The sequence below is a fragment of the Halobacillus salinarum genome, assembly GCF_022919095.1.
GTDB classification, from domain to species: Bacteria; Bacillota; Bacilli; order Bacillales; family Halobacillaceae; genus Halobacillus_B; species Halobacillus_B salinarum.
Genome location: NZ_CP095073.1, coordinates 2,609,966 through 2,631,822, shown reverse-complemented (window position 1 = coordinate 2,631,822; position 21,857 = coordinate 2,609,966). Strand labels below are relative to the sequence as shown.

Below are 21,857 nucleotides of genomic sequence, written 5' to 3'. Positions count from 1 at the left end.
CACCTTCATGACGTATAATAAAAGTATCATTTCATTTGGGAGGAGGCACATCGATGAGTGATGAAATTCGTCGTTCCATGCCGCTGTTCCCGATGGGGATTGTTCAATCTTTAACCGATCTTTCTGCACGACAAATCCGTTATTATGAACAGCACAAGCTTGTGAACCCTGCCCGGTCAGAAGGCAACCGCCGCTTATTTTCTTTTAATGATGTAGATCGTTTGTTGGAGATTAAAGATCTCATTGAAAAAGGCGTGAATATGGCTGGTATTAAGCAGGTGTTAGAGCTTAGCGAGCACCCGGAAAACGATGCGATCGATGAAAACGTGGAAGAAGTCCACAATGAACTTTCTGAAAAAGAACTCCGTCGAATGTTACAGCAGGAATTATTCACCTCGGGGAGACAAGGTAAACTAGGGTTAAGACAGGGAGAATTATCACGATTCTTCCATTAATTATAGTTTAGAAGGAGACGAGGCAATGGGATTAACTAAAGAAGAAATTTACAAAAAACTGGATGAAGAAAATGTCCGCTTTATCCGTTTGCAGTTTACGGATATGCTGGGCACGATTAAAAACGTGGAAATTCCTATGAGCCAATTAGAAAAAGCGCTCGACGGGATGATGATGTTTGACGGTTCTTCCATCGAAGGATTTGTCCGCATCGAAGAATCCGATATGTACTTAGTACCAGACCTTGACACATTTGTTGTCTTTCCGTGGACTTCAGAAAAAGGGAAAGTCGCACGGTTTATCTGTGATATATACAATCCGGATAAAACTCCTTTTGAAGGCTGCCCGCGTTATAACTTAAAACGAAATTTGAAAAAAATGGAAAAACTAGGGTTCTCTGCATTTAATATCGGTACAGAACCGGAATTTTTTCTGTTTAAATTAGGTGAAGACCGTGAGCCTACAATGGAACTCAATGATAAAGGCGGATACTTCGATTTAGCCCCTACGGACCTTGGGGAAAACTGCCGCCGCGACATCGTGCTTGAACTGGAAGAAATGGGTTTTGAAATTGAAGCTTCCCACCACGAGGTAGCTCCTGGACAGCACGAAATCGATTTTAAATATTCTGATGCTGTTAAGCACTGTGATGATATACAAACCTTTAAACTAGTAGTAAAAACAATTGCCCGTCAGCACGGGCTGCATGCGACGTTCATGCCGAAGCCGCTGTTTGGCGTAAACGGTTCAGGCATGCACGCAAACATGTCTTTGTTCAATGATAAAGGCAACGCGTTTTTTGATGAAAAGGGAGATAAGCAGCTTTCTGAAGTAGCATATCAGTTCACAGCGGGGATCATTAAACACGCTACGAACTTTACGGCTGTCACGAACCCGACGGTAAATTCATACAAGCGACTTGTTCCTGGCTATGAAGCTCCTTGTTATGTAGCCTGGTCCGGTCGTAACCGTTCACCACTTGTACGAGTACCGACATCCAGGGGCTTAAGTACCCGTATTGAGGTGCGCAGTGTGGATCCATCCGCCAATCCTTATATGGCAATGGCTGTTTTGCTTGCAGCTGGGCTTGACGGAGTGGAAAATAAACTGGAAGCTCCTACACCAGTGGACCGGAACATCTATGTTATGAATAAGAAAGAACGCGAAGCTCACGGTATTAAAGACCTGCCTGGAACTCTGTACGATGCACTTGAAGAGCTTCAAGAGGACCCGGTAATGGTAGATGCCTTAGGAGAGCACCTTTTTGAGCATTTCATTGAGGCGAAGGAAATCGAATGGGATATGTTCCGGACACAAGTTCACCCTTGGGAACGCGAACAGTACCTGCAAACGTATTAAACAAAGAAAACCTCGACGTAGAAAGCGTCGAGGTTTTTTGTGTATAGATCAATCCTTAAATATCGGCGCCAGCCTGACTTTTCACAGCAGGCTACTCCAAGGTGCAGTCGAATTATCAAAATCCTTATTAAGTTAACAGAGCGGAGTGTCACTGTAGAGGCGTGGGGGGAATGAGAGGTTTAAGAAAGAGGCTGGGCGAAACAGGAGTCACTCAGGGGGCTTACTTCTCTTGGTGCTTAAGTTTTGCAGTCTGTTTAATAAGCCGTCAAGTTCTTGGGAGATTTTTAAAACGACGTCATATTGTTCAGCGTTGTTATAAGCTTCATACATTTTTATGCGGGTTTTTTCAATTTGTTTTTCTAAACAAGTTCTGTTCATTATTAGCGCTCCTGCCTCTTAGATTATAAAACTTCCATTATGTTCTATTCTAATCTAACAGACTTACTAATTGTCGAAATGTGGCAATTAGCAAACAAAACTTAATAAAACAACTGCAGCCTCGGAAAGTAGGTTTGATGTTATACCCACTCATGAATATGCTTACCGGACGTTTAACATGTGTTCATTCATTGATCTAAGATAACATCAACAGGAGTTACAAATATAAATCCCTCGGTAACTTTCTCTCTAAGAGCAGGGATCATTTCATTTATGATTGCACCGGAGGCTGCCGTCTCAATTATAACAGGTTCAGCAGCATGAAAAGAAAAGAAGGACGAGTCTTCATGAATTGGATGATTTCTGCCAAACCCTTCAATCCCTTTTGTTACAGTAGTCCAAATAAAACCTCGCTCATTTAGATCTTCCAGTATTGTTTGGTAAAGCGGGGATTCGAACCACTTGTGTGATTCCTGGAGAAATATTTTCAACATGTAATGCCTTCCAGGGTCAAGGTGCTCTTCTTTCATCAACTTATATCCTTCCATAACGAGTATCTCTCCCTTAGTAAGTCTTAGTCTTAAATCACGAACGGCTGCTTCTACCTGCAGGTGTTTACCTGCTGATTCGACTACGACAGGCAGGTTATTGTAAGCGGGGTCTTCGAGAAGAGCCATGCGGAATATGCCATCACCACTGATGCCCTCTGAAGACCTGTAAGCAGTCGCTCCAGGGAAGTTATGTTTATGAAGAATGTCCAAAATTTCATCATATAGAAACTGCTGCTTATGCTCGTCGTTAAATTCAAATTCATTGAGTACTATTCTAACCATTTTGTAAGGTTCCAATGAATCCACCTCCTTACCCTATCTTTACCCGAAAATTGGAAATATCAACAATGATCCAAGGAATTTTCTGTTTATTTGAACGCAATAGCATCTTTACTATAAATTACAAGTATACAAAAGCTTGGTTCACTCATATAATAAGAACAAACGTTCTTATTGGGGGTGGTTTTTGTGGATGCTTTACTTAGGCGGTCTAAAGAAAAGCAGGACCTTCTGGAAATTATTTATTTGGATCAGGACCAGCAGCTTTCCCAGCGGTTAATAAAAGTCATTGCAGTTAAGAAAAGTGTAGTGTTTGCCTACTGTTTTCATCGGCAAGGACTCCGTTCTTTTAACAAAGAAAACATTTTGTCAGCTTATCCTTACAAAGGAAGTAAAACGGGCTCTTAAAAGAGTTTAAGGAGCAGCAGTATTTCCAGCTTTTTTTAATCGCTGCCGTGAAGATTGCATGTCATTAGTTACTGGCTTTTGACCTAACGCTTGACCTAGTCCGAATAGAGGCATATTACGATATATTCCTTCACAATTACCTTCTGGAACGAGATACGTTTCGTGATAAATACCGACGGCATTGTTGTTTCTCATTTTATCATTAAAATTCTTCCACGCATTTAGATGCTTCTCATTATGAGCATAGGAAATCAACTGTTCAGAAGACCGCCAATACTGCACCATGAGAGTCGTTCTGATTCCTGCAAATGTTTCCATCGATAAAAAGCCGAGGTCTTTTGTTGTGTACAATTCCTTGATCATCGGCGGCATTGCCTTAAAGACCGGGAGCCATTTATGAACTGCTCTCCACTTATTCACTCTCATACCAATTAAAAACACAACCACTCCGTCTTCATTCGGAATATTGCGGCCGGTATATATTCTTTTTCTCAATTTATTCTTCCTCCTCTAATTGCTGTATTGTGTGTTCACACCATTCAATAGCAGCTTTCGTCACCTTTTTTCCATATTCCAGTGTAATCAACCCGTATTTGGCGTCAGCATCAAACGCACAGCTTGATAGAATGGAATGCTCGATGGTGAGATAAGCATTGTAGCGTTCTTGTAGACTGTTCAAGTAAGCTTCGACTTGGGCTATGGCCTTTTCAGCTGGCTGATGGCGGCTGAAAAATAATTTTAGAAGCAGCTCGTTTCTCTCAGTGGGTAAAGAGGAAAGAGGACCGCTGACCCATTGCTCAAGGGCTTCCTTGCCTCTTTCCGTAATCACATATTCTTTTCTATCGGGTTTCCCTCCCTCGTTCGCCGTGCTGACTTCCGCGAATCCTTCATCCGCCAATTGGCGAAGTGTGGGATAAATTTGTCCATAGCTGATTTTCCAAAAGTGATTCAAACTGTTGTCCATCATTTGTTTCACGTCATAGCCTGTATGACAGCCTGCTGTTAATAAACCGAGAATAGCGTAAGTTGTATGGTTCATTTTTACCACTTTTTCTGCCACCTTTATATATATCATGATGATATGTATCATTATGATATATAATACCATCAAAAAAAGCTGGAAATCAAGTAGTTCTTGATTTCCAGCTTTTATTAATGAACGGTACGGTATAAGCCGACAACTTTTCCTAGAATGGATACATCATTAAGGATGATCGGATTCATGGTGGCGTTCTCCGGCTGCAGACGAATGTGGTCTCTCTCTTTAAAGAATCGTTTTACTGTCGCTTCCTCATCCTCTGTCATCGCGACAACGATATCTCCGTTTTGAGCGGTCTGCTGCTGTCTGACGACGACCATATCCCCGTTTAAGATTCCTGCTTCAATCATACTTTCCCCTTGAACAATCAGCACGAAGGTGTTCTGTTCCGAGCCTGCGAGAGAGTCTGGGAGCGGCACATATTCCTCAATGTTTTCGACGGCTGTAATGGGTGAACCAGCTGTAACTTTACCAATTACAGGTGCATAAGAAGCTTCGCTTCTTGGAATGCTGTGGTCTTCTTCCAGCTCTATGACCTCGATCGCCCGTGGCTTAGTCGGATCACGCCTGATATAGCCTTTCTTTTCAAGTCTGGATAGATGTCCGTGAACGGTAGAACTTGAAGCAAGACCTACGGATTGTCCGATTTCCCTTACTGAGGGGGATACCCCTTTAATAGAACCTGGTCTTTAATAAAATCTAGTATTTCCTGCTGCCGCTTTGAAAGTTTACTCATAGAATTGACACCTCGTACATAGGATTATAGTAACCACATTGTACCATGCATCTAAAATAAATACAAACACGCGTTCGAAAAAACTGTTGACAAGAACCTGTGTTCGTATATAATGGAATTAACAAAAAGCGAACAGAGGTTCTTAAGGAACGTTCGTTCTTATTTGGAGGGAATAGTACATGTTTAATAAACTATCAAAACTTGATGTCACTTATATCATTTTGTTCGTGGTCAGTGTAGCGTTTTTGTATTTCTCTATGGTAATTACAGGATAGCTGGTAGAATAAAGGAAAGTAGAAGGAAAGGAACACATCATGAGAGTTATCCTATATTGCCGTGTGAGTACGGATAAAGAAACCCAGGTTTCTTCTCTTGGAAGGCAGAGAGAAGAATTAAATAAAATGGCGGATTTATATTCAATGGAAATTGTAGACAGTATTGAGGAACAAGCAAGTGGGTATGAAATCGAACGGGAAGGTGTATTTACACTCCTTGAATATTTTTCGAATGGACGTGCGGACACTTTGCTTATCCAGGATGAAACGCGATTAGGACGTGGGAATACAAAGATTGCTTTGTTTCATCAAATGAATAAGCTGGGCGTCCGTATTTTCACTTTATCCCATGAGGGAGAGATGGAAATCTCGGAATCGGATTCCATGGTTTTACAGATTGTGGGCATTGTTGAAGAATACCAGCGGAAAATACATAATATGAAAATCCGAAGAGGGATGAAGAGAGCTGTACAAAATGGATACAATCCCAATGAAAATCTTTCTAATCAGCACTTAGCTCCAGGAAGGGAAAGGATTGATTTTCCGGTTGAGGAAGTGGTTCGCCTCCGGAACAATAATCTCACCTTTCAAGATATTGCTGCGACCCTTCGCGGATTGGGTTACAATGTATCGAAAGCGACGGTTCACCGCAGGTACCGTGAATACGTATCACTTGAAAATAAAGCTGAATCAAGTTACGATAAATAAAAGACAAGGGTCCTTTTGGCGCTTGTTTTTTTCATGGAACTTACCATACAAAAGGGGTATGCGTTATGTTATCTAAAGGTAAGATTAATCGAATTAACGAGCTTTCAAAGAAATCCAAACAAGAAGGTTTAGATAAAGAAGAAAAAAAAGAGCAGCAGGAATTGCGCCAGGAATATTTAAAAAATGTCCGCAAGTCTTTTAAAAACCAGCTTAAAGGAATGAAAGTCATTGACCCGGAAGGGAACGATGTCACGCCTGAAAAGGTAAAGCAAATGCAAAGAAATGAAAAGAAGCACTAAGCCCGTACCTTTTTATGAGGTACGGTTTCTTTGTTTGTGAAATGAAGGGAATCCCGCGCCTTTCTATTGGAAAAGTAAAGAAATCCAAAGAGAATGCTTGTCACTGGAACGTTTTCATTATAGGATTATACATGTTACATATAACAGAAGAGAAAGGAGAAATTTGAACATGGCCAACAGCCTTGAACAAACTTCTATTAATACGATTCGAACGCTGGCAATTGATGCAGTTGAAAAAGCAAACTCAGGACATCCTGGTATGCCAATGGGAGCAGCTCCGATGGCATACACCCTTTGGACGAAATTTATGAACCACAATCCAAATAATTCTCATTGGTTTAACCGCGACCGCTTTGTGCTTTCTGCAGGTCATGGTTCTATGCTGTTATACAGCTTGCTTCATCTCTCTGGTTATAACGTGAAAATTGACGATTTAAAATCATTCCGTCAATGGGAGTCCAAAACTCCAGGGCATCCGGAATACGGTTATACGGACGGCGTAGATGCCACAACAGGACCCCTCGGACAAGGACTTGCTATGTCTACAGGAATGGCGATGGCAGAAGCCCATTTAGCAGCAAAGTATAATCGCGAAGACTATAATGTAGTCGATCACTATACATTTGCGATCTGTGGGGATGGCGACCTAATGGAAGGCGTCTCTCAGGAATCTGCATCGTTAGCGGGCCACTTAGGTCTCGGAAAATTGATCGTGCTTTACGATTCCAATGACATTTCTCTTGACGGAGATTTGGACCGTTCTTTCAGTGAAAGTGTAGAGAAACGCTACGAAGCTTATGGATGGCAGGTCATTCGTGTAGAAGACGGGACTGATACAGAAGCCATTGCCCGTGCGATTGAAAGTGCGAAGCAAAACACTGCACAGCCGACTATGATTGAAGTAAAAACCGTTATTGGCTACGGAGCACCAACCAAATCAGGAAAGTCAGCCTCTCACGGCGCTCCATTAGGTGATGAAGAAGTAACAGCAGCAAAAGAATTTTACAACTGGGACCATGAGCCTTTCCATGTACCAGATGAAGTTTATCAAGATTTCAAAGAAAAAGTACGTGACCAAGGTGAAGAGAAAGAGAAAGCCTGGAATGAGCTGATGAAAAATTACAAGGAAGCTCATCCGGAGCTTGGGGCAGAGCTAGAGGCTGCGATTAATGGTGAAATGCCTGAAGGGTGGGACAAAGAACTGCCTTCCTTTACAGCTGGAGAAGATAAGCTTGCCACCCGTGCTGCTTCCGGTGAAGTGATTAATGCCTTATCCGAGGCTGTACCTTACTTCTTTGGCGGCAGTGCCGACCTCGCAGGTTCTAATAAAACGACAGTCAAAGGGGAAGAGGACTTTTCCCGTGTGAATTACGCCGGCCGTAACATTTGGTTCGGGGTAAGAGAATTTGCCATGGCTGCTGCTTTAAACGGTATGGCGCTGCATGGCGGCTTAAAAGTCTACGGCGGAACATTCTTTGTATTCAGTGACTATCTGCGTCCTGCTTTGCGCTTATCAGCGATTATGAATCTCCCTGTTAATTACGTTTTCACTCATGATTCTATTGCGGTAGGAGAAGATGGACCTACACATGAACCTGTAGAACATCTTGCTTCGCTGCGCGCGATCCCGAATCTTTCCTTAATTCGTCCAGCAGATGGGAATGAAACAAGTGCAGCTTGGAGAATTGCTCTGGAATCCAATACTACACCAACAGCGCTTGTCCTTACCCGTCAGGGGCTTCCAACTCTAGAGGGGACAGCAGAGAATGCTTATGATGGCGTAAAACGTGGAGCTTATATTATCAGCGATTCTGAAAAAGAAGAACCAGATGCGATTCTTCTTGCCTCAGGCTCTGAAGTGCAGCTTATCGCTAAGGCTCAGGATGAATTGAAGAAAAAAGGCTATGACGTACGCGTTGTAAGTGTTCCTTCCTTTGATCGATTCAAGACACAAAGTAAGGATTACCAAGAAAGCGTTCTGCCTTCTAATGTCCGTAAGCGTCTCGCAGTAGAAATGGGAGCTTCCTTCGGATGGGAACGTTTCGTAGGATTAGATGGTTCTATCCTTGGAATCGATACCTTCGGAGCTTCTGCACCAGGAGATGAAATTATTAAGAATTACGGCTTTACCGTAGAAAATGTAGTCAAGCATGCAGAAAATCTTATGAATTCCTAATCAAGGAGGCAGCTGCTGCTAACGGGCAGCAGCTTGCTTTTTTCTGCTTTTGTTTAGACAAAAATCGAAAGCATCGGATGTCATAATGTGACAACTTTCGCTCTTTGAAATCGTTATAATACGACCAAGGAGTGATTAGGATGCAGTTTACTATTTATGCTATAAAGTCCGAAATCAGCGTCATGTATTATTATAAGGTAGAACTAATGAAACGTTTTTTTCTCGAATATCTCCGCTATCCGAAGTCTGAGATCTATAGAAAACAGGTTGAATATATTACCGAGCCTTTTCCATACATAGATTGGATTGAAAATATGGACGCCAGCCATAGAGGAAGCATGGTTTCAATGGATCGCTTTCCTTTTTTTAATGAGGCTGAAAAATATGGTATAATTACGAATAAGAATAATAGCTGTCTCTTTCAGTGTAATAGTCTCTGGCAGGCTGAACGCATGATCTTTCAGCCTTTAAGAAAATGCCATCAATCCTTTTATATTTTAGAAAAAAACGGCGAACACTATGGATGGATTTCATCGTTAGCCCGTCAGCGATTATTATCGTAAAATGCCCTATTGTATTCAAATGAGCATTTTACTATACTGTTATGGGAGACAACACGAAGGAGGAAGACAAATCGATGACACTGGGGATTGTATGGGTAATCATCATTGCGGTATTAGCTCTGATCGGTGGAGTAGCCCTTGGCTTTTTCATCGCTAGAAGATATATGATGAACTATTTGAAGAAAAACCCGCCTATTAATGAACAAATGCTTCGAACCTTAATGATGCAGATGGGTCAGAAGCCGTCGCAGAAGAAAATTAACCAGATGATGCGTTCTATGAACAACCAAATGAAATAAAAACCTTTACAAGTCTTCTTTCCTTATCGAAAGAAGACTTTTTTACAGCTTTTTTAAATGCAGTTGGAAAAACGGGTCCCGGTCATCGTTTTTTGTGTAAGGGTTTGATACAATGGAAATCTAGTAAGCTTATGGGGGTCAAAATCATGTCGGATCTCAATATATTCCTAGCTTTTGGAGCCGGGTTTCTATCTTTTATTTCACCCTGTGTGCTGCCTCTTTATCCAGCGTTTCTTTCGTACATAACGGGAATGAGTGTGAATGAACTACGCGAAGACAACGGCATGCTGAATCGAAAAAGCCTCTTGCATACGATTCTTTTTCTGCTTGGGTTTACGACGATCTTTATCATCCTTGGCTTTTCAGGATCTTTAGTATCGCAATTTTTTATTACGAATGAAGAATTAATCCGCAGGCTTGGCGCCATATTAATTATTTTCTTCGGATTTGTCATCGTCGGTGTCTTTAATTTTAAATTTCTTATGAAAGATAGAAAAATATCGTTTAAGAACCGTCCGTCAGGCTTTTTAGGATCTTTTTTAATCGGTTTGACTTTTTCTCTCGGCTGGACTCCGTGTACAGGCCCCATTTTGTCGGCTGTCCTCGTGCTTGCCGCAGACAATCCGGAATTGTTCTTGATTATGATGGTTGCGTATTCTTTAGGGTTTTCCGTCCCATTTCTTATCCTTTCGTTTTTTATCGGCCGAATGAATTGGATCAAGCGGCATAGTGCAATCATTGTAAAAGCAGGAGGCTATGTCATGATTTTCATGGGCATCGCGCTTTACTTTGATTGGATGACAAAACTGACCTCCTATTTAGTCAGCTGGTTTGGATTTCAAGGTTTTTAAACCATGGATTTTAGAGGCAATTTATATTATCATGAAATTATTGATACTACGTAAAGGAGTTTGCACATGGCCCGCACGAATGACATCATTCTTCGAACTACAACAACCTTAATTGCTTTTATCCTCTTTGGATTTTCCATCTACTTATTTCTGGCCGGGCATAATGCCCCGGGTGGAGGATTCATAGGCGGGCTGATGACATCTGCAGCGATCGTTCTTATGTATATGGCTTATGGCTTTCGAGCTATGCAGAAAGTCCTTCCTGTCAGCTTTCGTTATTTTGTTCCTGCCGGACTGTTGATTGCTGTAGGTACAGGTATTGGTTCTTTTGTGTTTGATCAGCCTTTTTTAAGTCATACTTATGGTTATTTTCATTTGCCTGTGCTGGGAAAAACAGAATTAGCAACCGCGTTGTTGTTTGATCTCGGAGTTTACATTACAGTAATTGGCGTAACGATGACCATCATCCTTACAATTGCGGATGATATTGATGAAGAGTAAATTGGAGGAGCACACATGGCAAAAATTTTAGTTGTAGATGATGCAAAGTTTATGCGTATGACACTAACTACCATCCTGGAAAAAGGCAACCACGAAGTCATCGGAGAAGCAGAAAACGGACAGGAAGCAGTGGAGATGTATGAGAAGCTGAACCCTGATCTTGTAACCTTGGACATTACCATGCCGGAAAAAAATGGCCTGGAAGCTCTTAAGGAAATTAAGGCTCAATCAGAAGACGCCCAAATTGTGATGTGTTCAGCAATGGGGCAGCAGAAAATGGTCGTGGAAGCGATTGAGAACGGAGCGAAAGATTTTATCGTAAAGCCTTTTGATGAAACAAGAGTTCTTGATGCCATTAAACGAGTTTTGAACTAATCGTAAATGAGCGGAATGGGAAGAGTGAATAGTTTATGTATTGGTTAATAGCAAGTACGATCCTGGCGGCTGGTATGGCAACTGGGATGATTTTTGTGCGTCTCAAGGCAGCCAAAAAGCCAGCCAGTATTAAAAAAATCATTTTACCGCCGATATTCATGAGTACAGGTGCTTTTATGTTTTTGTTTCCTGAATTCCGTGTTGCTTGGAGTCAGGTAGCGGAAGCCCTGATTGTAGGGGTGATCTTTTCGATTTTTCTCATTCGGACATCACGCTTCGAAATCCGGGGTGAAGAAATATATTTAAAGCCCTCAAGAGGATTTGTTTTTATTCTCGTTGGCTTGCTTGTGCTTAGAATTATACTGAAGGTTATTATCGGCCAAAAGGAAACCTTAGGCGAAACAAGCGGGATGTTTTTTCTCCTTGCCTTTGGAATGATTATTTCCTGGCGGATTGCCATGCTGAGACAATTTCTGCAGTTGGAAAAGAAAATGAAGACTCAGGATGCAAACGTTTAATTAAAAAAGGACCAGGCGGTTTAGCCTGGTCCTTTTTTCTATGGTGTTATACTTTGTTCCAAGAGCGGCTGATAGGGAGTGAGATCAATTTGTTTTTCTTCCAGTTTTTTGATGAGAAATTTATGATCTCGTTTTGGCGTTGCCAGGATATATCCTTCAATGAGGATGGATTCCGTAATCTTTGAAGATTTTTTTTCAAGAGCCACTTGCCCGATTCTTCCTGCAATCTTCTGACGTGCTACATCTCTGAACAGCTCAGGGACAGGTGAAACGAGTTCTTCGAGCAGGTCCTTTTTTTCCTGGGTCCACATATGACGTGTTAATTCAATGTAACGTTCTTCCCAGTCGATCACGGATCGTCCGTCTTCCTTAGGCAGGCGTTTAAGAAATTTTCGAAACATAAAAAATCCGCCGATACTCATCAAGCCGATCATGATGATAATCCACGATATGATAAATAAGGAAAAGCCGAGGGACATTGATAATCACCCTGTTTCATCTTCTAAGTATTTGATGTCCTTAATTATAAGAGGTTGGCGTCAGAATTACAAGAACCTTCCATTGGTAATGACAGCGGATACATGAAAGGATAAGTCGAAAAATATAAAAATTGGACTTATTTGTTTTACTTATAAATCGTTTTCATTTACAATAAAGGGTGCAAATTTGTGTCCTTTTTTGTAAAATGGACTCAGATCAACAATTGGGGAATGGGGAAGCCGCTCTGGCTTCACCATTTAATTTTGATGAGGGGGTAAAAAGGAATTATGGCTAGCAGTGCATATAATGCTCGCAAACAATTTGATATTAATGGCAAAACGTACAACTATTACGACTTAAAAGCCTTAGAAGAAGCGGGACATGGCAAGATCTCCCGTCTGCCTTTCTCCATCCGTATTCTGCTTGAATCTCTGCTCCGTCAACACGACGGACGAGTTATTAAAGATGAACACGTGGAGAGTCTATCTAACTGGGGAACTAGTAAATCCACTGGAGAAGATGTTCCATTCAAACCTTCCCGGGTTATTTTGCAGGATTTCACAGGCGTTCCAGCTGTTGTAGACCTCGCTTCCTTGAGAAAAGCAATGGTTGATATGGGAGGAAGCCCGGATAAAATTAATCCTGAGGTTCCTGTCGACCTCGTTATTGACCATTCTGTTCAAGTGGACAAGTACGGTACACCAGATGCCTTGAGTGCCAACATGGAACTGGAATTTGAACGCAACCAGGAACGTTACGAATTTTTACACTGGGCTCAAAAAGCCTTTGATAACTATCGTGCAGTTCCGCCTGCAACAGGGATTGTACACCAGGTTAACTTGGAGTACATTGCTAATGTTGTACATGCGAACACGAACGAAGATGGTTCAGTAGATACGTATCCGGATACACTAGTTGGAACCGATTCCCATACGACGATGATCAACGGTCTAGGCGTTCTCGGCTGGGGTGTCGGCGGTATCGAAGCTGAAGCAGGAATGCTTGGCCAGCCATCGTATTTCCCTGCACCTGAAGTGATTGGAGTCAAACTGACAGGAAGCTTCCCGCAAGGAACGACTGCAACGGACTTGGCTCTTAAGGTAACGCAAAAGCTTCGTGAACAGAATGTTGTCGGCAAATTCGTTGAATTCTTCGGATCCGGCCTGCAGGAAATGCCGCTTGCGGACCGTGCGACGATTTCTAACATGGCACCAGAATACGGAGCAACTTGTGGATTCTTCCCTGTTGATGGGGAATCGCTTGAATACTTACGTTTGACTGGACGCAGTGAAGATCAGATTGCGCTCGTTGAGAAGTATTGTAAAGAGAATAATTTATGGTATGATCCTTCTTTTGAAGATCCTGAATTTACGAAACTGATTGAAATCGATCTCGGAGAGCTTGAACCAAACTTATCCGGACCAAAGCGTCCACAGGATTTGATTCCGCTTTCTAAAATGAAGGATTCCTTCCACGAAGCGATCACAGGGCCAGCAGGGAACCACGGGTTCGGCCTTGATAAATCCGAATTCAAAAAAGAAGCGGAAGTCGAATTTTCAAACGGCGATAAATCAATCATGAAGACAGGGGCGCTTGCGATTGCTGCCATCACTTCATGTACGAATACTTCCAACCCGCACGTTATGCTGGGAGCTGGGCTTGTGGCGAAGAAAGCCGTGGAAAAGGGCTTAAACGTTCCAGCCTATGTAAAAACTTCCTTAGCACCGGGCTCCAAAGTCGTCACACGCTACCTTGAAGATTCTGGTTTGATGGAATACTTGAACAAATTAGGTTTTAATCTCGTCGGTTACGGTTGTACAACTTGTATCGGGAATTCCGGACCGCTTCTGCCTGAGATTGAAAAGGCCATTGCCGATACAGACTTAACGGCAGCTTCTGTATTGTCTGGTAACCGTAACTTTGAAGGTCGTATTCACCCGCTTGTGAAAGCCAATTATCTTGCTTCTCCACCGCTTGTAGTGGCCTATGCCCTCGCAGGTACAGTGGATATTGATTTGAAGAAGGAATCAATTGGCAAAGATGCTCAAGGGAATGAAATTTTCTTTGATGACATCTGGCCGACTCAGGAAGAAATTAAACAGGAAATCGCACGCGTAGTGACTCCTGAAATCTTCCGTAAAGAATATGAAAATGTGTTCAATTCCAATGAAAAATGGAATGAAATCGATACAACGGACGAACCATTGTATGATTGGAATGATAAGTCCACATACATTCAAAATCCTCCATTCTTTGAAGGATTGTCCAGCGATCCTGAAGAAGTGAAGCCGCTGAACGGAATGAGAGCGATTGGTAAATTTGGTGATTCTGTTACGACGGACCACATCTCCCCGGCAGGTGCGATTCCGAAAGATATGCCTGCAGGAGAGTATTTACAGGAGAATGGTGTCAGCCCTCGAAACTTTAACTCTTATGGCTCTCGTCGTGGTAACCACGAAGTAATGATGCGTGGTACGTTCGCCAATATCCGTATCCGTAACCAGTTAGCTCCAGGAACTGAGGGTGGATTTACAACTTACTGGCCAACGGAAGAAGTCATGCCTATTTATACAGCAGCGATGAAGTATCAAGAAGACAAAACTCCACTGCTTGTCATTGCAGGAGATGACTACGGTATGGGAAGCTCTCGTGACTGGGCAGCTAAAGGGACAGATCTCTTAGGTATTCGCACAGTAATCGCTCAAAGCTTTGAACGAATTCACCGTTCAAATCTGGTTATGATGGGGGTTCTGCCTCTTCAATTTAAAGAAGGAGATACCATTGACTCCCTCGGATTAACTGGACGTGAAACGTATGACGTAAGTATAGATGAGTCTGTGAAGCCGCATGACCTTGTTAAAGTAACGGCTACAGATGAAGAAGGAAATAAAAAAGAATTTGACGTAGTAGCCCGTTTTGACAGTGAAGTTGAAGTGGACTATTACCGTCACGGCGGAATCCTGCAAATGGTTCTCCGCAATAAGCTTAACTAAGCGAAGCTTACACTTTCAGCTGCCGAGACGATCTCGGCAGCTTTTTTTGTTAGGAGAGCCTATTCTTAAAATCTGCATGAATAAAATTGTTAGGTGATAGAAGGACGGTTATCCTATATAATGAAAACATTGAATAAAGCTTAAACAAGGCTACATACATATAAGAATAGAGAGATCATCAAGAAAGGAGCGGCCTGGAAATGGTTAAACAATGGCTCGCTGCAGCTTTTCTCCTGCTGTTAGTAGGACTGCTGCTTTTTAATATTTATCAACGGACAAGCCAGACCGAACAAAATACGAACGAAGCGGAAGGGAAACAGCAAGTGCAAACGGCAGATGAACAAAGCGGAGTTATGGTAGCTCCCAATGCTCCTGAAGGTTTGAAGCCGGGGGATAAGGCTAAAGATTTTACACTGGAGACTTTGGATGGAAAACAAGTAAAGCTGAAAGATTTGAAAGGAAAAAAAGTGTTTTTAAATTTCTGGGCTACTTGGTGTCCGCCATGCCAGGAGGAAATGCCTGAGCTTGAACGCTTTTATCAAACGTACGGCAACGAAGTCGAAATCCTTGCTGTCAATGCTACAGGCACTGAAAAAGGAGTCGACGAAGTTCGTAAATATATGAATAAACACGGATATCACTTCCCAGTCGGATTAGATAAAGATTTATCTGTGAACAACAATTATCAAGCTTTAACGATTCCTACCACATATTTCATTGGCACAGATGGAAAAATTCAAGAACAGAAGCATGTAGGACCAATGACGTTCGATTTTATGGTTAAAATGAAGAACAAGCTTAACTAGTATAAATTTTTACAATCATGGGAATCCTTTTGCTTAAAGGAGAGATTTCCATGAGAAAAAAACCATTCATTTCCTTCCAGGAGCGTGTAGAAGAGAATATTCAGAGCATTTTGCAGGATCAGGAGCAAATGGAAAAGATCGATGAAAAGATTGAACAACGACATAATGACCGGTTAAAACAGATTCCTTCTTAATGAGATGGAATCTGTTTTTGTATAATCGCACCTGCAAAGGGCAAAAGTAAACATGACTTTGAGTTCGATATACAGGAGGGTTTAACATGACAAACGAGCAGCGGCCAAATCCGGATAACCGCGCGGATAATGTCGATCGTTTACAGGAAAATGTAACGAATACCATTGAAAACATTGAAGAATCGCATGAAGCCATGAAGTTCAGCAATGAAAAAGAAAAGCAGCAAATTCAAGAAAAGAATAAGCGTCGTGAGCAATCGATTGAAGGGATGCGCGAGGAAATCAAAGAGGAAGCAGAATTTAACGACGAGCGTTAAATCATTGATTAAAAGATAGCAGGAGCAGCTTGTAGAGAAGATCCAATTTTCTACAAGCTTTTCTTGTGTAACGTTTTATGAAAAGGCAACTTTGTCAGATCTTTCTTCGAGCGTGTTCGTCTACATACAATTTGGAATGTGATAAAATGAAGGGCGTTGATAGGAAGGATGTGAGGACATGGTAGACGATATGAAGCAGTGGAGAAACTTAGATCAGGCTCCGCCTCTAAGTGAAATAGAGGCTCTTCGTTATTTAGATGCACAAGAGTCCGAAGACAAAGAACTGCAGGCTTTATTGTATGTGGCACTTGCCTATCACAGAATGAAGCGTCATCCAAACGGGGATGCACTTGCTGATCAATTTATTGATGAAGCTAGAGTTATCAACGGCGGACATTCCATTGTAAAAGAGATCTATGAATCTAAACAGCTCCTGCAGGCCTATACGCTGCTTAAGGACACACCTATTGAACAGTGGGTGATGCATGAGACAGACCATGACTCGGCTAAAGCCAAAAAAGCAAAAGTAATCCAGGCAGACATCTCTCAATTATTGAGTCATTGGGATCAGGAATTAGCTGAAAAGACGGTCGTGGACGCATCAAGCCGTATTGGACTTTACCAGGAAGTTTATGAGCAATTGTTAGACTTAAGAGAAATGCTGGCAGGTGCAATCGCTACGATAGAAAAAAGGCGGATTCTTGTACCTGTGAAAGAAATAAATGAGAAGTCAAGAAAACTTACTGATTATCAGGATGAATTATACAAGCAGCTCCCGGATGTGTTAACTAATGCCGCTTCTTCAAACCCGCTGGAAGAGTTTGATCAGATGGTAGGGCTTACAGATGTAAAAGAGTACATTACGCGCTATTATCATTTTCTTCAATATCAGCAGGAGAGGAAGAACTTTGGCTTTTCCATGGTAGATGAACCCGGTCTTCATATGATTATTACCGGAAATCCAGGGACGGGGAAGACGACGATCGCAAGGCTGCTCGCTTCTATTTATTACGAGCTGGGAATCCTGGATACTAAAGAAGTCGTGGAAGTGAATCGTTCCCATTTAGTCGGTTCATATGTGGGTCAAAGTGAAGAAAATACGATGAATTACGTCAAGCAAGCCATAGGCGGTGTCTTGTTTATTGATGAAGCCTACAGCTTGAAACGGGAAGGACAGACCGGCAACGACTATGGCCAGGCAGTCATAGATACCCTTGTTTCAGCGATGACAAGTAAGGAGTTTGGCGGAAAATTTGCCGTTATCTTAGCTGGATACCCTGAGGAAATGCGTCAATTTCTATGGTCCAATCCAGGCCTCAGAAGCCGTGTTCCTGAGCAAAACCACATCGCGCTGGCTGACTACCGGATGGACGAACTGCTGACCATTGCTGAACAAACGGCCATAGAAAACGATTTTTTCTTTACAAAGACAGCACTCAGTGAATTCGAAACGCTGATCGATAAAGAAAGGGTAGACGAATCTTTTGGAAATGCGAGGACGGTAAAGAATCTTGTATTGAAAACAGTTTTTAATAAAGGTGCGCATGAAGCAGAAAGAGATAAGCATCATTGGCTTGATCATATGAGAATTGTGAGGAAAGATTTGATATGGGAAGACGAAATACCTGAAAATGAACCAGCCCCGATGGAAAAATTATATGAACTTATCGGGCTTGGAAGCGTAAAAAATGAAGTGAAAAAACTTTCCTCCTTTGTCCAGGCTCAGCAAAAAAGGAAAGAAAATGGTTATCCAGTCGTACCGATTCAGCTCCATTCTGTATTTTCAGGCAACCCTGGAACCGGGAAAACCACCGTTGCTTCCATTTACGCAGATATACTCAAGCAATGTGGTTTATTGAAGCGTGGTCATATGGTCGTTGTATCACGCAGTGATCTTGTAGCTGGATATGTGGGACAGACAGCTATAAAAACAAAAAGGAAAATCAGAGAAGCCTTAGGTGGTGTGCTGTTTATTGATGAAGCTTATTCGCTTTATAACGGCAGCCGGGATGACTTCGGCAAGGAGGCGATCGAAACTCTGGTGGACGAAATGACCAAGCATAACGAAAACTTGATTGTCATTCTTGCCGGGTACCAGCAGGAAATGGAACAGCTCATTAACAGCAACCCGGGGCTTGCAACACGATTTAAGAAGTATTTTTATTTCGCGGATTACAATGAGCAGGAATTACTGGATATGACCACTTTCCAGGCGGATCAATACGGTTATCAGCTCGTACCGGAAGCAACTTCGTTCCTTTATCAAAAATTTCAAGCGCATGCGATCAGAGGGAATGGACGATTCGTCAGCAATCTTGTAAATGAAGCGGTTCAATATCAAGCCATCAGAATCGTAGAGCATGAGGCCGTAAACATAAATGAATTGACTCAGGAGGATTTTGAAAATGCGTGGAAGTCGACGAGAAGGGAGACTTAAGGATGATAGTAACTGAGACACCGGTTCGCGTACGCTATCAGGAAACAGATATGATGGGGGTTGTCTATCATGCCAATTATCTCGTATGGTTTGAAATGGGGCGCACCGATTTTATTGATCGATTAGGATTTAAGTATCATGAGTTGGAAGAGCAAGGGGTTGTCTCCCCGGTCGTGGATGCTTCTATTCATTATCAAACCCCGGTTCGTTACGGGGAGGATGTATATGTGAAAACGTGGCTTGCAGCTTATGACGGCCTACGAGTCACCTATGGATACGAAGTGATGCATACGAATGGAGAAGCTGCTGTAACAGGAGAAACGAAGCACGTGATTGTGAAGAAAGACAACTTCAGACCTTTATCGATCCGCCGGAGCTTTCCTGATTGGCATGAAGCTTATCTCGGGGCTTTGGAGCAGGCAAAATAATGGCATTTGGAATTAATCGTAACGAATTGCGCTCTTGGAAAACGAAGGTGAAAAGAGGTGAAATTGCTTTTTTAACGCATTTTTGGCTCGATGATCGTTTTCCTGGCTGTGATTCGGTTACAAAAGTTGGCTGCTCCGACCTACAGAAGCTGGCTGAGTGGGGAAACAGCTACGGGCTTGATCCGAAGTGGATTCACCGTGATGATCATTATCCTCACTTCGATTTATTTGGTGACCGTCAGCTGCGGATCTTAAGAAAGGAATCTCAATGGAACCAGATTGAACGGTTTCAATTGGAAGAAAAAAGACGCCGTTAGCTTGCTTGGCGGCCACTGAAAAATATTCTTGCTAATTTAGAGATGCTGCTAAAGTCTTTCCTTGATTCTAGCGAATCACTTGTCGGTGGATGCTTGCCGCGGGGACGGCTTCAGAACTTGGGAGTACGTTCCAAGATCGTAAAATGATTTATTCTGTCGGAGCATCGACAGATCATACGAGTCCCAAAGCTCATGAAGGAGTAAAAGCCAAACGTCTCGTCGAGAGTATAAGAGAAGCCGAATTGGAGGGTTTTATCGTCCAATTCGGCTTCTCTTTTTATGCATAATTCAGAAAGGCAGCAGTTCTCAAACGGCTAGCGGGTGTCTTTATTTTCTTCGTATTTAAATTCCGGCTCTTCCCATGCCTCATTTAATTCTACAATGATGGACTGGTCGTCAAAATACCAGCTGTCTTCTTCTTCCACAAAATAAGTGACTTCGTTGATATTTTCTTCAGCAATAGGGTTTTCTGGAGTTTGTCTTTTGATTGCTAATGAAAAACCTGGCTGCAGTCCTCCACTCCCCCCGTAACGGACGTAAAAGCGCAGGGAAGCATCCTTTGGAAGATCCAGTTCTTTTTCATACCAATTCGCTGCTTGTTCAGTTAAGGTAAGGTTCACTTGATCATCTCCTCTGATTTTAACGAGTCATGTAATTCGTGATTTCCGATTTTCCTTGAGGTTAAACTTTTCCCGATGCGAATGAAAAGAGACAGGGAAATCCTTAAACTCCTCCAGCTATAGGCTTACAACGAAGGAATATGTCGAAGTCATACTTTCGTTCATTTCCCATAAAAAACCCGGACGAGGATGAAATCTTATCATAAAAATTTCACTCTCATCCGGATTTTAGAATGGCTGACCCCTTTTTTCCAGCTTTTTTATTTACCCGGCTGTTTTTTTTCTGGAACAGGATCAAAGCCACCTTTGTGTAAAGGGTGACATTTAGCTACGCGTTTAACAGTCAAGTAAAATCCTTTGAAAAAACCGAACCTTCGGAAAGCTTCCAATCCATAGGCCGAACAAGTCGGTTGGAAACGGCAGGAAGGCGGGAAAAAAGGGCTGATTCCTTTTTGGTAGAATCTGATTAATCCGATCATGACATACTTCATAGGCTATCATTACTCCGTACGTTCAGCTTTTTTATCATAGCTTAAAGAAGCGACAGCATCGTGCAAATGGATGGATTCTTCATTTCGGCACGTGACTTCAAAAGACTCTACAAAATCGTATTCGTAAAGATCAGCCGCAACAAGCCGTACGATGTCCTCTACGAAACGTGGGTTCTCATATGCCTGTTCCGTGACCATTTTTTCGTCAGGCCGTTTTAACACAGGATGAATCCTGGCACTTGCATTGCTCTCAGCCGCTTCAAGAAGAGCAGCTTTCCAGTCGGTTTCCTGCTCGTTAAAATCATCGGCCAGCTTCACTTTCATCGTTACATTTCCCCGCTGATTATGGGCGCTGTATTCACTAATTTCCTTTGAACATGGGCAGAGAGTAGTGATTTTACCCGTTAAAGTGACGGTGACATCATGTCCAAGCTCCTGATCGTAATTCACATCAATGGTTGCATCCGCATGGTTCATTCCAGTCAAGTCCGAATAAGGTCCTTTTCTTTCAAAAAACCATGGAAAATCCACAGTAACACTGGCATCGCTTTGTTTCAGACGCTCTGCAAGTTCCACGGTGAATTCCTTCATCGTGGCAATGTCAATGGCGAAACCTTCGTGGTGGTATTTGTCAAGCTGTTCCGTGAAGCGGCTCATATTGGTTCCTTTACTGCCCTGGGCAATGGAAGACCCGAAGGTGAAGGTGCCAATAGTAGTTTGGATCTCAGGAGTTAACTTACTGGAAATGCGAATCGGATGTTTTACGTTGGAAATTCCTACCATGTCGATATTAAATAGAAAGTCTTTTCTTGAATTCTGTAAATCAGCCATTTGGTCTTTTTCAATGGGTTTCGTTCTCGGACCTGGGTCCACAGAGCCGAATAATTTATGTCGCTCTTCCTTGGAAGGTAGCTGTTTTTGTTTGTTTAATTCAGTTTGGTTCATAACAAGGACTCCTTTCAGACCTTATACGACAAAGTATACAATATGTAAAGGGATATATACA

General features: G+C 42.3%; 28 protein-coding genes and 1 pseudogene. 20 read left to right on the top strand and 9 right to left on the bottom strand.

Annotated features, from left to right (window positions below; genetic code table 11):
- Window positions 1-53 precede the first annotated feature (53 nt).
- Together MUN89_RS13540 and glnA are read left to right on the top strand one after the other, a co-directional pair.
- A complete protein-coding gene (locus MUN89_RS13540) occupies window positions 54-455 on the top strand; it encodes a MerR family transcriptional regulator (protein ID WP_244708334.1) in 402 nt (133 codons plus the stop codon).
- Between the two features lie 25 nt (window positions 456-480).
- Window positions 481-1,812, top strand: a complete 1,332-nt coding sequence (glnA, locus tag MUN89_RS13535) for a type I glutamate--ammonia ligase (RefSeq protein WP_244708333.1) — start codon at window positions 481-483, stop codon at window positions 1,810-1,812.
- 207 nt (window positions 1,813-2,019) lie between these two features.
- Here the strand turns inward: glnA and MUN89_RS13530 are convergent, their stop codons facing one another.
- Window positions 2,020-2,190 (bottom strand): aspartyl-phosphate phosphatase Spo0E family protein, encoded by a 171-nt coding sequence (locus MUN89_RS13530; RefSeq protein WP_244708332.1) that lies wholly within the window; start codon window positions 2,188-2,190, stop codon window positions 2,020-2,022.
- Between the two features lie 188 nt (window positions 2,191-2,378).
- Window positions 2,379-3,038, bottom strand: coding sequence for a DUF190 domain-containing protein (locus tag MUN89_RS13525; RefSeq protein WP_244708331.1), 660 nt, complete (start codon window positions 3,036-3,038; stop codon window positions 2,379-2,381).
- Window positions 3,039-3,209: 171 nt separating this feature from the next.
- On the opposite strand from MUN89_RS13525, the gene MUN89_RS13520 reads away from it, so the two are divergent.
- Window positions 3,210-3,428: a hypothetical protein gene (locus tag MUN89_RS13520; RefSeq protein WP_244708330.1), complete on the top strand. Its 219-nt coding sequence runs from the start codon at window positions 3,210-3,212 to the stop codon at window positions 3,426-3,428.
- 6 nt (window positions 3,429-3,434) lie between these two features.
- On the opposite strand, the gene MUN89_RS13515 is transcribed toward MUN89_RS13520, so the two are convergent.
- From MUN89_RS13515 to lexA, 3 genes and pseudogenes are all read right to left on the bottom strand, one after another.
- A complete protein-coding gene (locus MUN89_RS13515) occupies window positions 3,435-3,923 on the bottom strand; it encodes a DUF4188 domain-containing protein (RefSeq protein ID WP_244708329.1) in 489 nt (162 codons plus the stop codon).
- Between the two features lies 1 nt (window position 3,924).
- Entirely contained in the window at window positions 3,925-4,476 is a 552-nt protein-coding gene (locus tag MUN89_RS13510; protein WP_244708328.1) for a PadR family transcriptional regulator, read from the bottom strand.
- A gap of 104 nt (window positions 4,477-4,580) precedes the next feature.
- A pseudogene (gene lexA, locus MUN89_RS13505) lies at window positions 4,581-5,203 on the bottom strand (transcriptional repressor LexA).
- A 314-nt stretch (window positions 5,204-5,517) separates the two neighbouring features.
- Here lexA and MUN89_RS13500 point away from each other — a divergent pair.
- From MUN89_RS13500 to MUN89_RS13460, 9 genes are all read left to right on the top strand, one after another.
- A complete protein-coding gene (locus MUN89_RS13500) occupies window positions 5,518-6,186 on the top strand; it encodes a YneB family resolvase-like protein (RefSeq protein ID WP_244708327.1) in 669 nt (222 codons plus the stop codon).
- 65 nt (window positions 6,187-6,251) lie between these two features.
- Complete coding sequence (locus MUN89_RS13495) at window positions 6,252-6,485, top strand: DUF896 domain-containing protein (protein ID WP_244708326.1); 234 nt, start codon at window positions 6,252-6,254, stop codon at window positions 6,483-6,485.
- A gap of 169 nt (window positions 6,486-6,654) precedes the next feature.
- Window positions 6,655-8,661: a transketolase gene (tkt, locus tag MUN89_RS13490; protein ID WP_244708325.1), complete on the top strand. Its 2,007-nt coding sequence runs from the start codon at window positions 6,655-6,657 to the stop codon at window positions 8,659-8,661.
- Window positions 8,662-8,801: 140 nt separating this feature from the next.
- On the top strand, window positions 8,802-9,224 hold the full coding sequence (gene sirA / locus MUN89_RS13485; RefSeq protein ID WP_244708324.1) for a sporulation inhibitor of replication protein SirA: 423 nt from the start codon (window positions 8,802-8,804) through the stop codon (window positions 9,222-9,224).
- 74 nt (window positions 9,225-9,298) lie between these two features.
- Entirely contained in the window at window positions 9,299-9,523 is a 225-nt protein-coding gene (locus MUN89_RS13480) for a YneF family protein (protein WP_396266019.1), read from the top strand.
- A gap of 146 nt (window positions 9,524-9,669) precedes the next feature.
- Complete coding sequence (locus MUN89_RS13475) at window positions 9,670-10,374, top strand: cytochrome c biogenesis CcdA family protein (protein ID WP_244708323.1); 705 nt, start codon at window positions 9,670-9,672, stop codon at window positions 10,372-10,374.
- A gap of 66 nt (window positions 10,375-10,440) precedes the next feature.
- Window positions 10,441-10,875, top strand: coding sequence for a Na(+)/H(+) antiporter subunit B (locus tag MUN89_RS13470; RefSeq protein ID WP_244708322.1), 435 nt, complete (start codon window positions 10,441-10,443; stop codon window positions 10,873-10,875).
- A 15-nt stretch (window positions 10,876-10,890) separates the two neighbouring features.
- Window positions 10,891-11,250, top strand: coding sequence for a response regulator (locus MUN89_RS13465; protein WP_244708321.1), 360 nt, complete (start codon window positions 10,891-10,893; stop codon window positions 11,248-11,250).
- Window positions 11,251-11,285: 35 nt separating this feature from the next.
- Entirely contained in the window at window positions 11,286-11,768 is a 483-nt protein-coding gene (locus tag MUN89_RS13460) for a CcdC family protein (RefSeq protein ID WP_244708320.1), read from the top strand.
- Window positions 11,769-11,806: 38 nt separating this feature from the next.
- Here MUN89_RS13460 and MUN89_RS13455 read toward each other — a convergent pair whose 3' ends face one another.
- Window positions 11,807-12,247 (bottom strand): DUF2621 family protein, encoded by a 441-nt coding sequence (locus MUN89_RS13455; RefSeq protein ID WP_244708319.1) that lies wholly within the window; start codon window positions 12,245-12,247, stop codon window positions 11,807-11,809.
- Between the two features lie 288 nt (window positions 12,248-12,535).
- Between MUN89_RS13455 and acnA the strand changes: the two genes are divergently transcribed.
- From acnA to MUN89_RS13415, 8 genes are all read left to right on the top strand, one after another.
- Window positions 12,536-15,241: an aconitate hydratase AcnA gene (acnA, locus tag MUN89_RS13450; RefSeq protein WP_244708318.1), complete on the top strand. Its 2,706-nt coding sequence runs from the start codon at window positions 12,536-12,538 to the stop codon at window positions 15,239-15,241.
- A gap of 200 nt (window positions 15,242-15,441) precedes the next feature.
- Entirely contained in the window at window positions 15,442-16,047 is a 606-nt protein-coding gene (locus MUN89_RS13445) for a TlpA disulfide reductase family protein (protein WP_244708317.1), read from the top strand.
- A gap of 50 nt (window positions 16,048-16,097) precedes the next feature.
- Window positions 16,098-16,241, top strand: a complete 144-nt coding sequence (locus tag MUN89_RS13440; RefSeq protein WP_244708316.1) for an FbpB family small basic protein — start codon at window positions 16,098-16,100, stop codon at window positions 16,239-16,241.
- A gap of 86 nt (window positions 16,242-16,327) precedes the next feature.
- Window positions 16,328-16,558, top strand: coding sequence for a small acid-soluble spore protein Tlp (tlp, locus tag MUN89_RS13435; protein WP_244708315.1), 231 nt, complete (start codon window positions 16,328-16,330; stop codon window positions 16,556-16,558).
- Window positions 16,559-16,736: 178 nt separating this feature from the next.
- A complete protein-coding gene (locus tag MUN89_RS13430) occupies window positions 16,737-18,995 on the top strand; it encodes an AAA family ATPase (RefSeq protein ID WP_244708314.1) in 2,259 nt (752 codons plus the stop codon).
- A gap of 2 nt (window positions 18,996-18,997) precedes the next feature.
- Window positions 18,998-19,423, top strand: a complete 426-nt coding sequence (locus MUN89_RS13425; protein WP_244708313.1) for an acyl-CoA thioesterase — start codon at window positions 18,998-19,000, stop codon at window positions 19,421-19,423.
- Window positions 19,423-19,740 (top strand): hypothetical protein, encoded by a 318-nt coding sequence (locus tag MUN89_RS13420; protein WP_244708312.1) that lies wholly within the window; start codon window positions 19,423-19,425, stop codon window positions 19,738-19,740. Before MUN89_RS13425 ends, MUN89_RS13420 begins: the two co-directional genes overlap by 1 nt.
- Before the next feature lie 143 nt (window positions 19,741-19,883).
- Window positions 19,884-20,027 carry a hypothetical protein gene (locus tag MUN89_RS13415; RefSeq protein WP_244708311.1) on the top strand — a complete coding sequence of 48 codons (144 nt, stop codon included), beginning with the start codon at window positions 19,884-19,886 and terminating at the stop codon, window positions 20,025-20,027.
- Between the two features lie 27 nt (window positions 20,028-20,054).
- Here MUN89_RS13415 and MUN89_RS13410 read toward each other — a convergent pair whose 3' ends face one another.
- The 3 genes from MUN89_RS13410 to folE2 all read right to left on the bottom strand — a co-directional run bounded on the left by MUN89_RS13410 (window position 20,055) and on the right by folE2 (window position 21,796).
- Window positions 20,055-20,360 carry a HesB/YadR/YfhF family protein gene (locus tag MUN89_RS13410; RefSeq protein ID WP_244708310.1) on the bottom strand — a complete coding sequence of 102 codons (306 nt, stop codon included), beginning with the start codon at window positions 20,358-20,360 and terminating at the stop codon, window positions 20,055-20,057.
- Window positions 20,361-20,620: 260 nt separating this feature from the next.
- Window positions 20,621-20,851, bottom strand: coding sequence for a membrane protein insertion efficiency factor YidD (yidD, locus tag MUN89_RS13405; protein WP_244708309.1), 231 nt, complete (start codon window positions 20,849-20,851; stop codon window positions 20,621-20,623).
- 9 nt (window positions 20,852-20,860) lie between these two features.
- Window positions 20,861-21,796 carry a GTP cyclohydrolase FolE2 gene (gene folE2 / locus MUN89_RS13400; RefSeq protein WP_244708308.1) on the bottom strand — a complete coding sequence of 312 codons (936 nt, stop codon included), beginning with the start codon at window positions 21,794-21,796 and terminating at the stop codon, window positions 20,861-20,863.
- Between the last annotated feature and the right edge of the window lie 61 nt (window positions 21,797-21,857).

Coding starts and splice junctions, on each gene's coding strand:
- MUN89_RS13445 (WP_244708317.1), top strand. CDS start 15,442: ATGGTTAAACAATGGCTCGCTGCAGCTTTTCTCCTGCTGTTAGTAGGA.
- MUN89_RS13455 (WP_244708319.1), bottom strand. CDS start 12,247: ATGTCCCTCGGCTTTTCCTTATTTATCATATCGTGGATTATCATCATG.
- sirA (WP_244708324.1), top strand. CDS start 8,802: ATGCAGTTTACTATTTATGCTATAAAGTCCGAAATCAGCGTCATGTAT.
- MUN89_RS13425 (WP_244708313.1), top strand. CDS start 18,998: ATGATAGTAACTGAGACACCGGTTCGCGTACGCTATCAGGAAACAGAT.
- MUN89_RS13415 (WP_244708311.1), top strand. CDS start 19,884: ATGATTTATTCTGTCGGAGCATCGACAGATCATACGAGTCCCAAAGCT.
- yidD (WP_244708309.1), bottom strand. CDS start 20,851: ATGAAGTATGTCATGATCGGATTAATCAGATTCTACCAAAAAGGAATC.
- tlp (WP_244708315.1), top strand. CDS start 16,328: ATGACAAACGAGCAGCGGCCAAATCCGGATAACCGCGCGGATAATGTC.
- MUN89_RS13460 (WP_244708320.1), top strand. CDS start 11,286: ATGTATTGGTTAATAGCAAGTACGATCCTGGCGGCTGGTATGGCAACT.
- MUN89_RS13430 (WP_244708314.1), top strand. CDS start 16,737: ATGGTAGACGATATGAAGCAGTGGAGAAACTTAGATCAGGCTCCGCCT.
- MUN89_RS13440 (WP_244708316.1), top strand. CDS start 16,098: ATGAGAAAAAAACCATTCATTTCCTTCCAGGAGCGTGTAGAAGAGAAT.
- MUN89_RS13500 (WP_244708327.1), top strand. CDS start 5,518: ATGAGAGTTATCCTATATTGCCGTGTGAGTACGGATAAAGAAACCCAG.
- acnA (WP_244708318.1), top strand. CDS start 12,536: ATGGCTAGCAGTGCATATAATGCTCGCAAACAATTTGATATTAATGGC.
- MUN89_RS13465 (WP_244708321.1), top strand. CDS start 10,891: ATGGCAAAAATTTTAGTTGTAGATGATGCAAAGTTTATGCGTATGACA.
- tkt (WP_244708325.1), top strand. CDS start 6,655: ATGGCCAACAGCCTTGAACAAACTTCTATTAATACGATTCGAACGCTG.
- MUN89_RS13420 (WP_244708312.1), top strand. CDS start 19,423: ATGGCATTTGGAATTAATCGTAACGAATTGCGCTCTTGGAAAACGAAG.
- MUN89_RS13470 (WP_244708322.1), top strand. CDS start 10,441: ATGGCCCGCACGAATGACATCATTCTTCGAACTACAACAACCTTAATT.
- MUN89_RS13495 (WP_244708326.1), top strand. CDS start 6,252: ATGTTATCTAAAGGTAAGATTAATCGAATTAACGAGCTTTCAAAGAAA.
- folE2 (WP_244708308.1), bottom strand. CDS start 21,796: ATGAACCAAACTGAATTAAACAAACAAAAACAGCTACCTTCCAAGGAA.
- MUN89_RS13530 (WP_244708332.1), bottom strand. CDS start 2,190: ATGAACAGAACTTGTTTAGAAAAACAAATTGAAAAAACCCGCATAAAA.
- MUN89_RS13475 (WP_244708323.1), top strand. CDS start 9,670: ATGTCGGATCTCAATATATTCCTAGCTTTTGGAGCCGGGTTTCTATCT.
- MUN89_RS13480 (WP_396266019.1), top strand. CDS start 9,299: ATGACACTGGGGATTGTATGGGTAATCATCATTGCGGTATTAGCTCTG.
- MUN89_RS13540 (WP_244708334.1), top strand. CDS start 54: ATGAGTGATGAAATTCGTCGTTCCATGCCGCTGTTCCCGATGGGGATT.
- glnA (WP_244708333.1), top strand. CDS start 481: ATGGGATTAACTAAAGAAGAAATTTACAAAAAACTGGATGAAGAAAAT.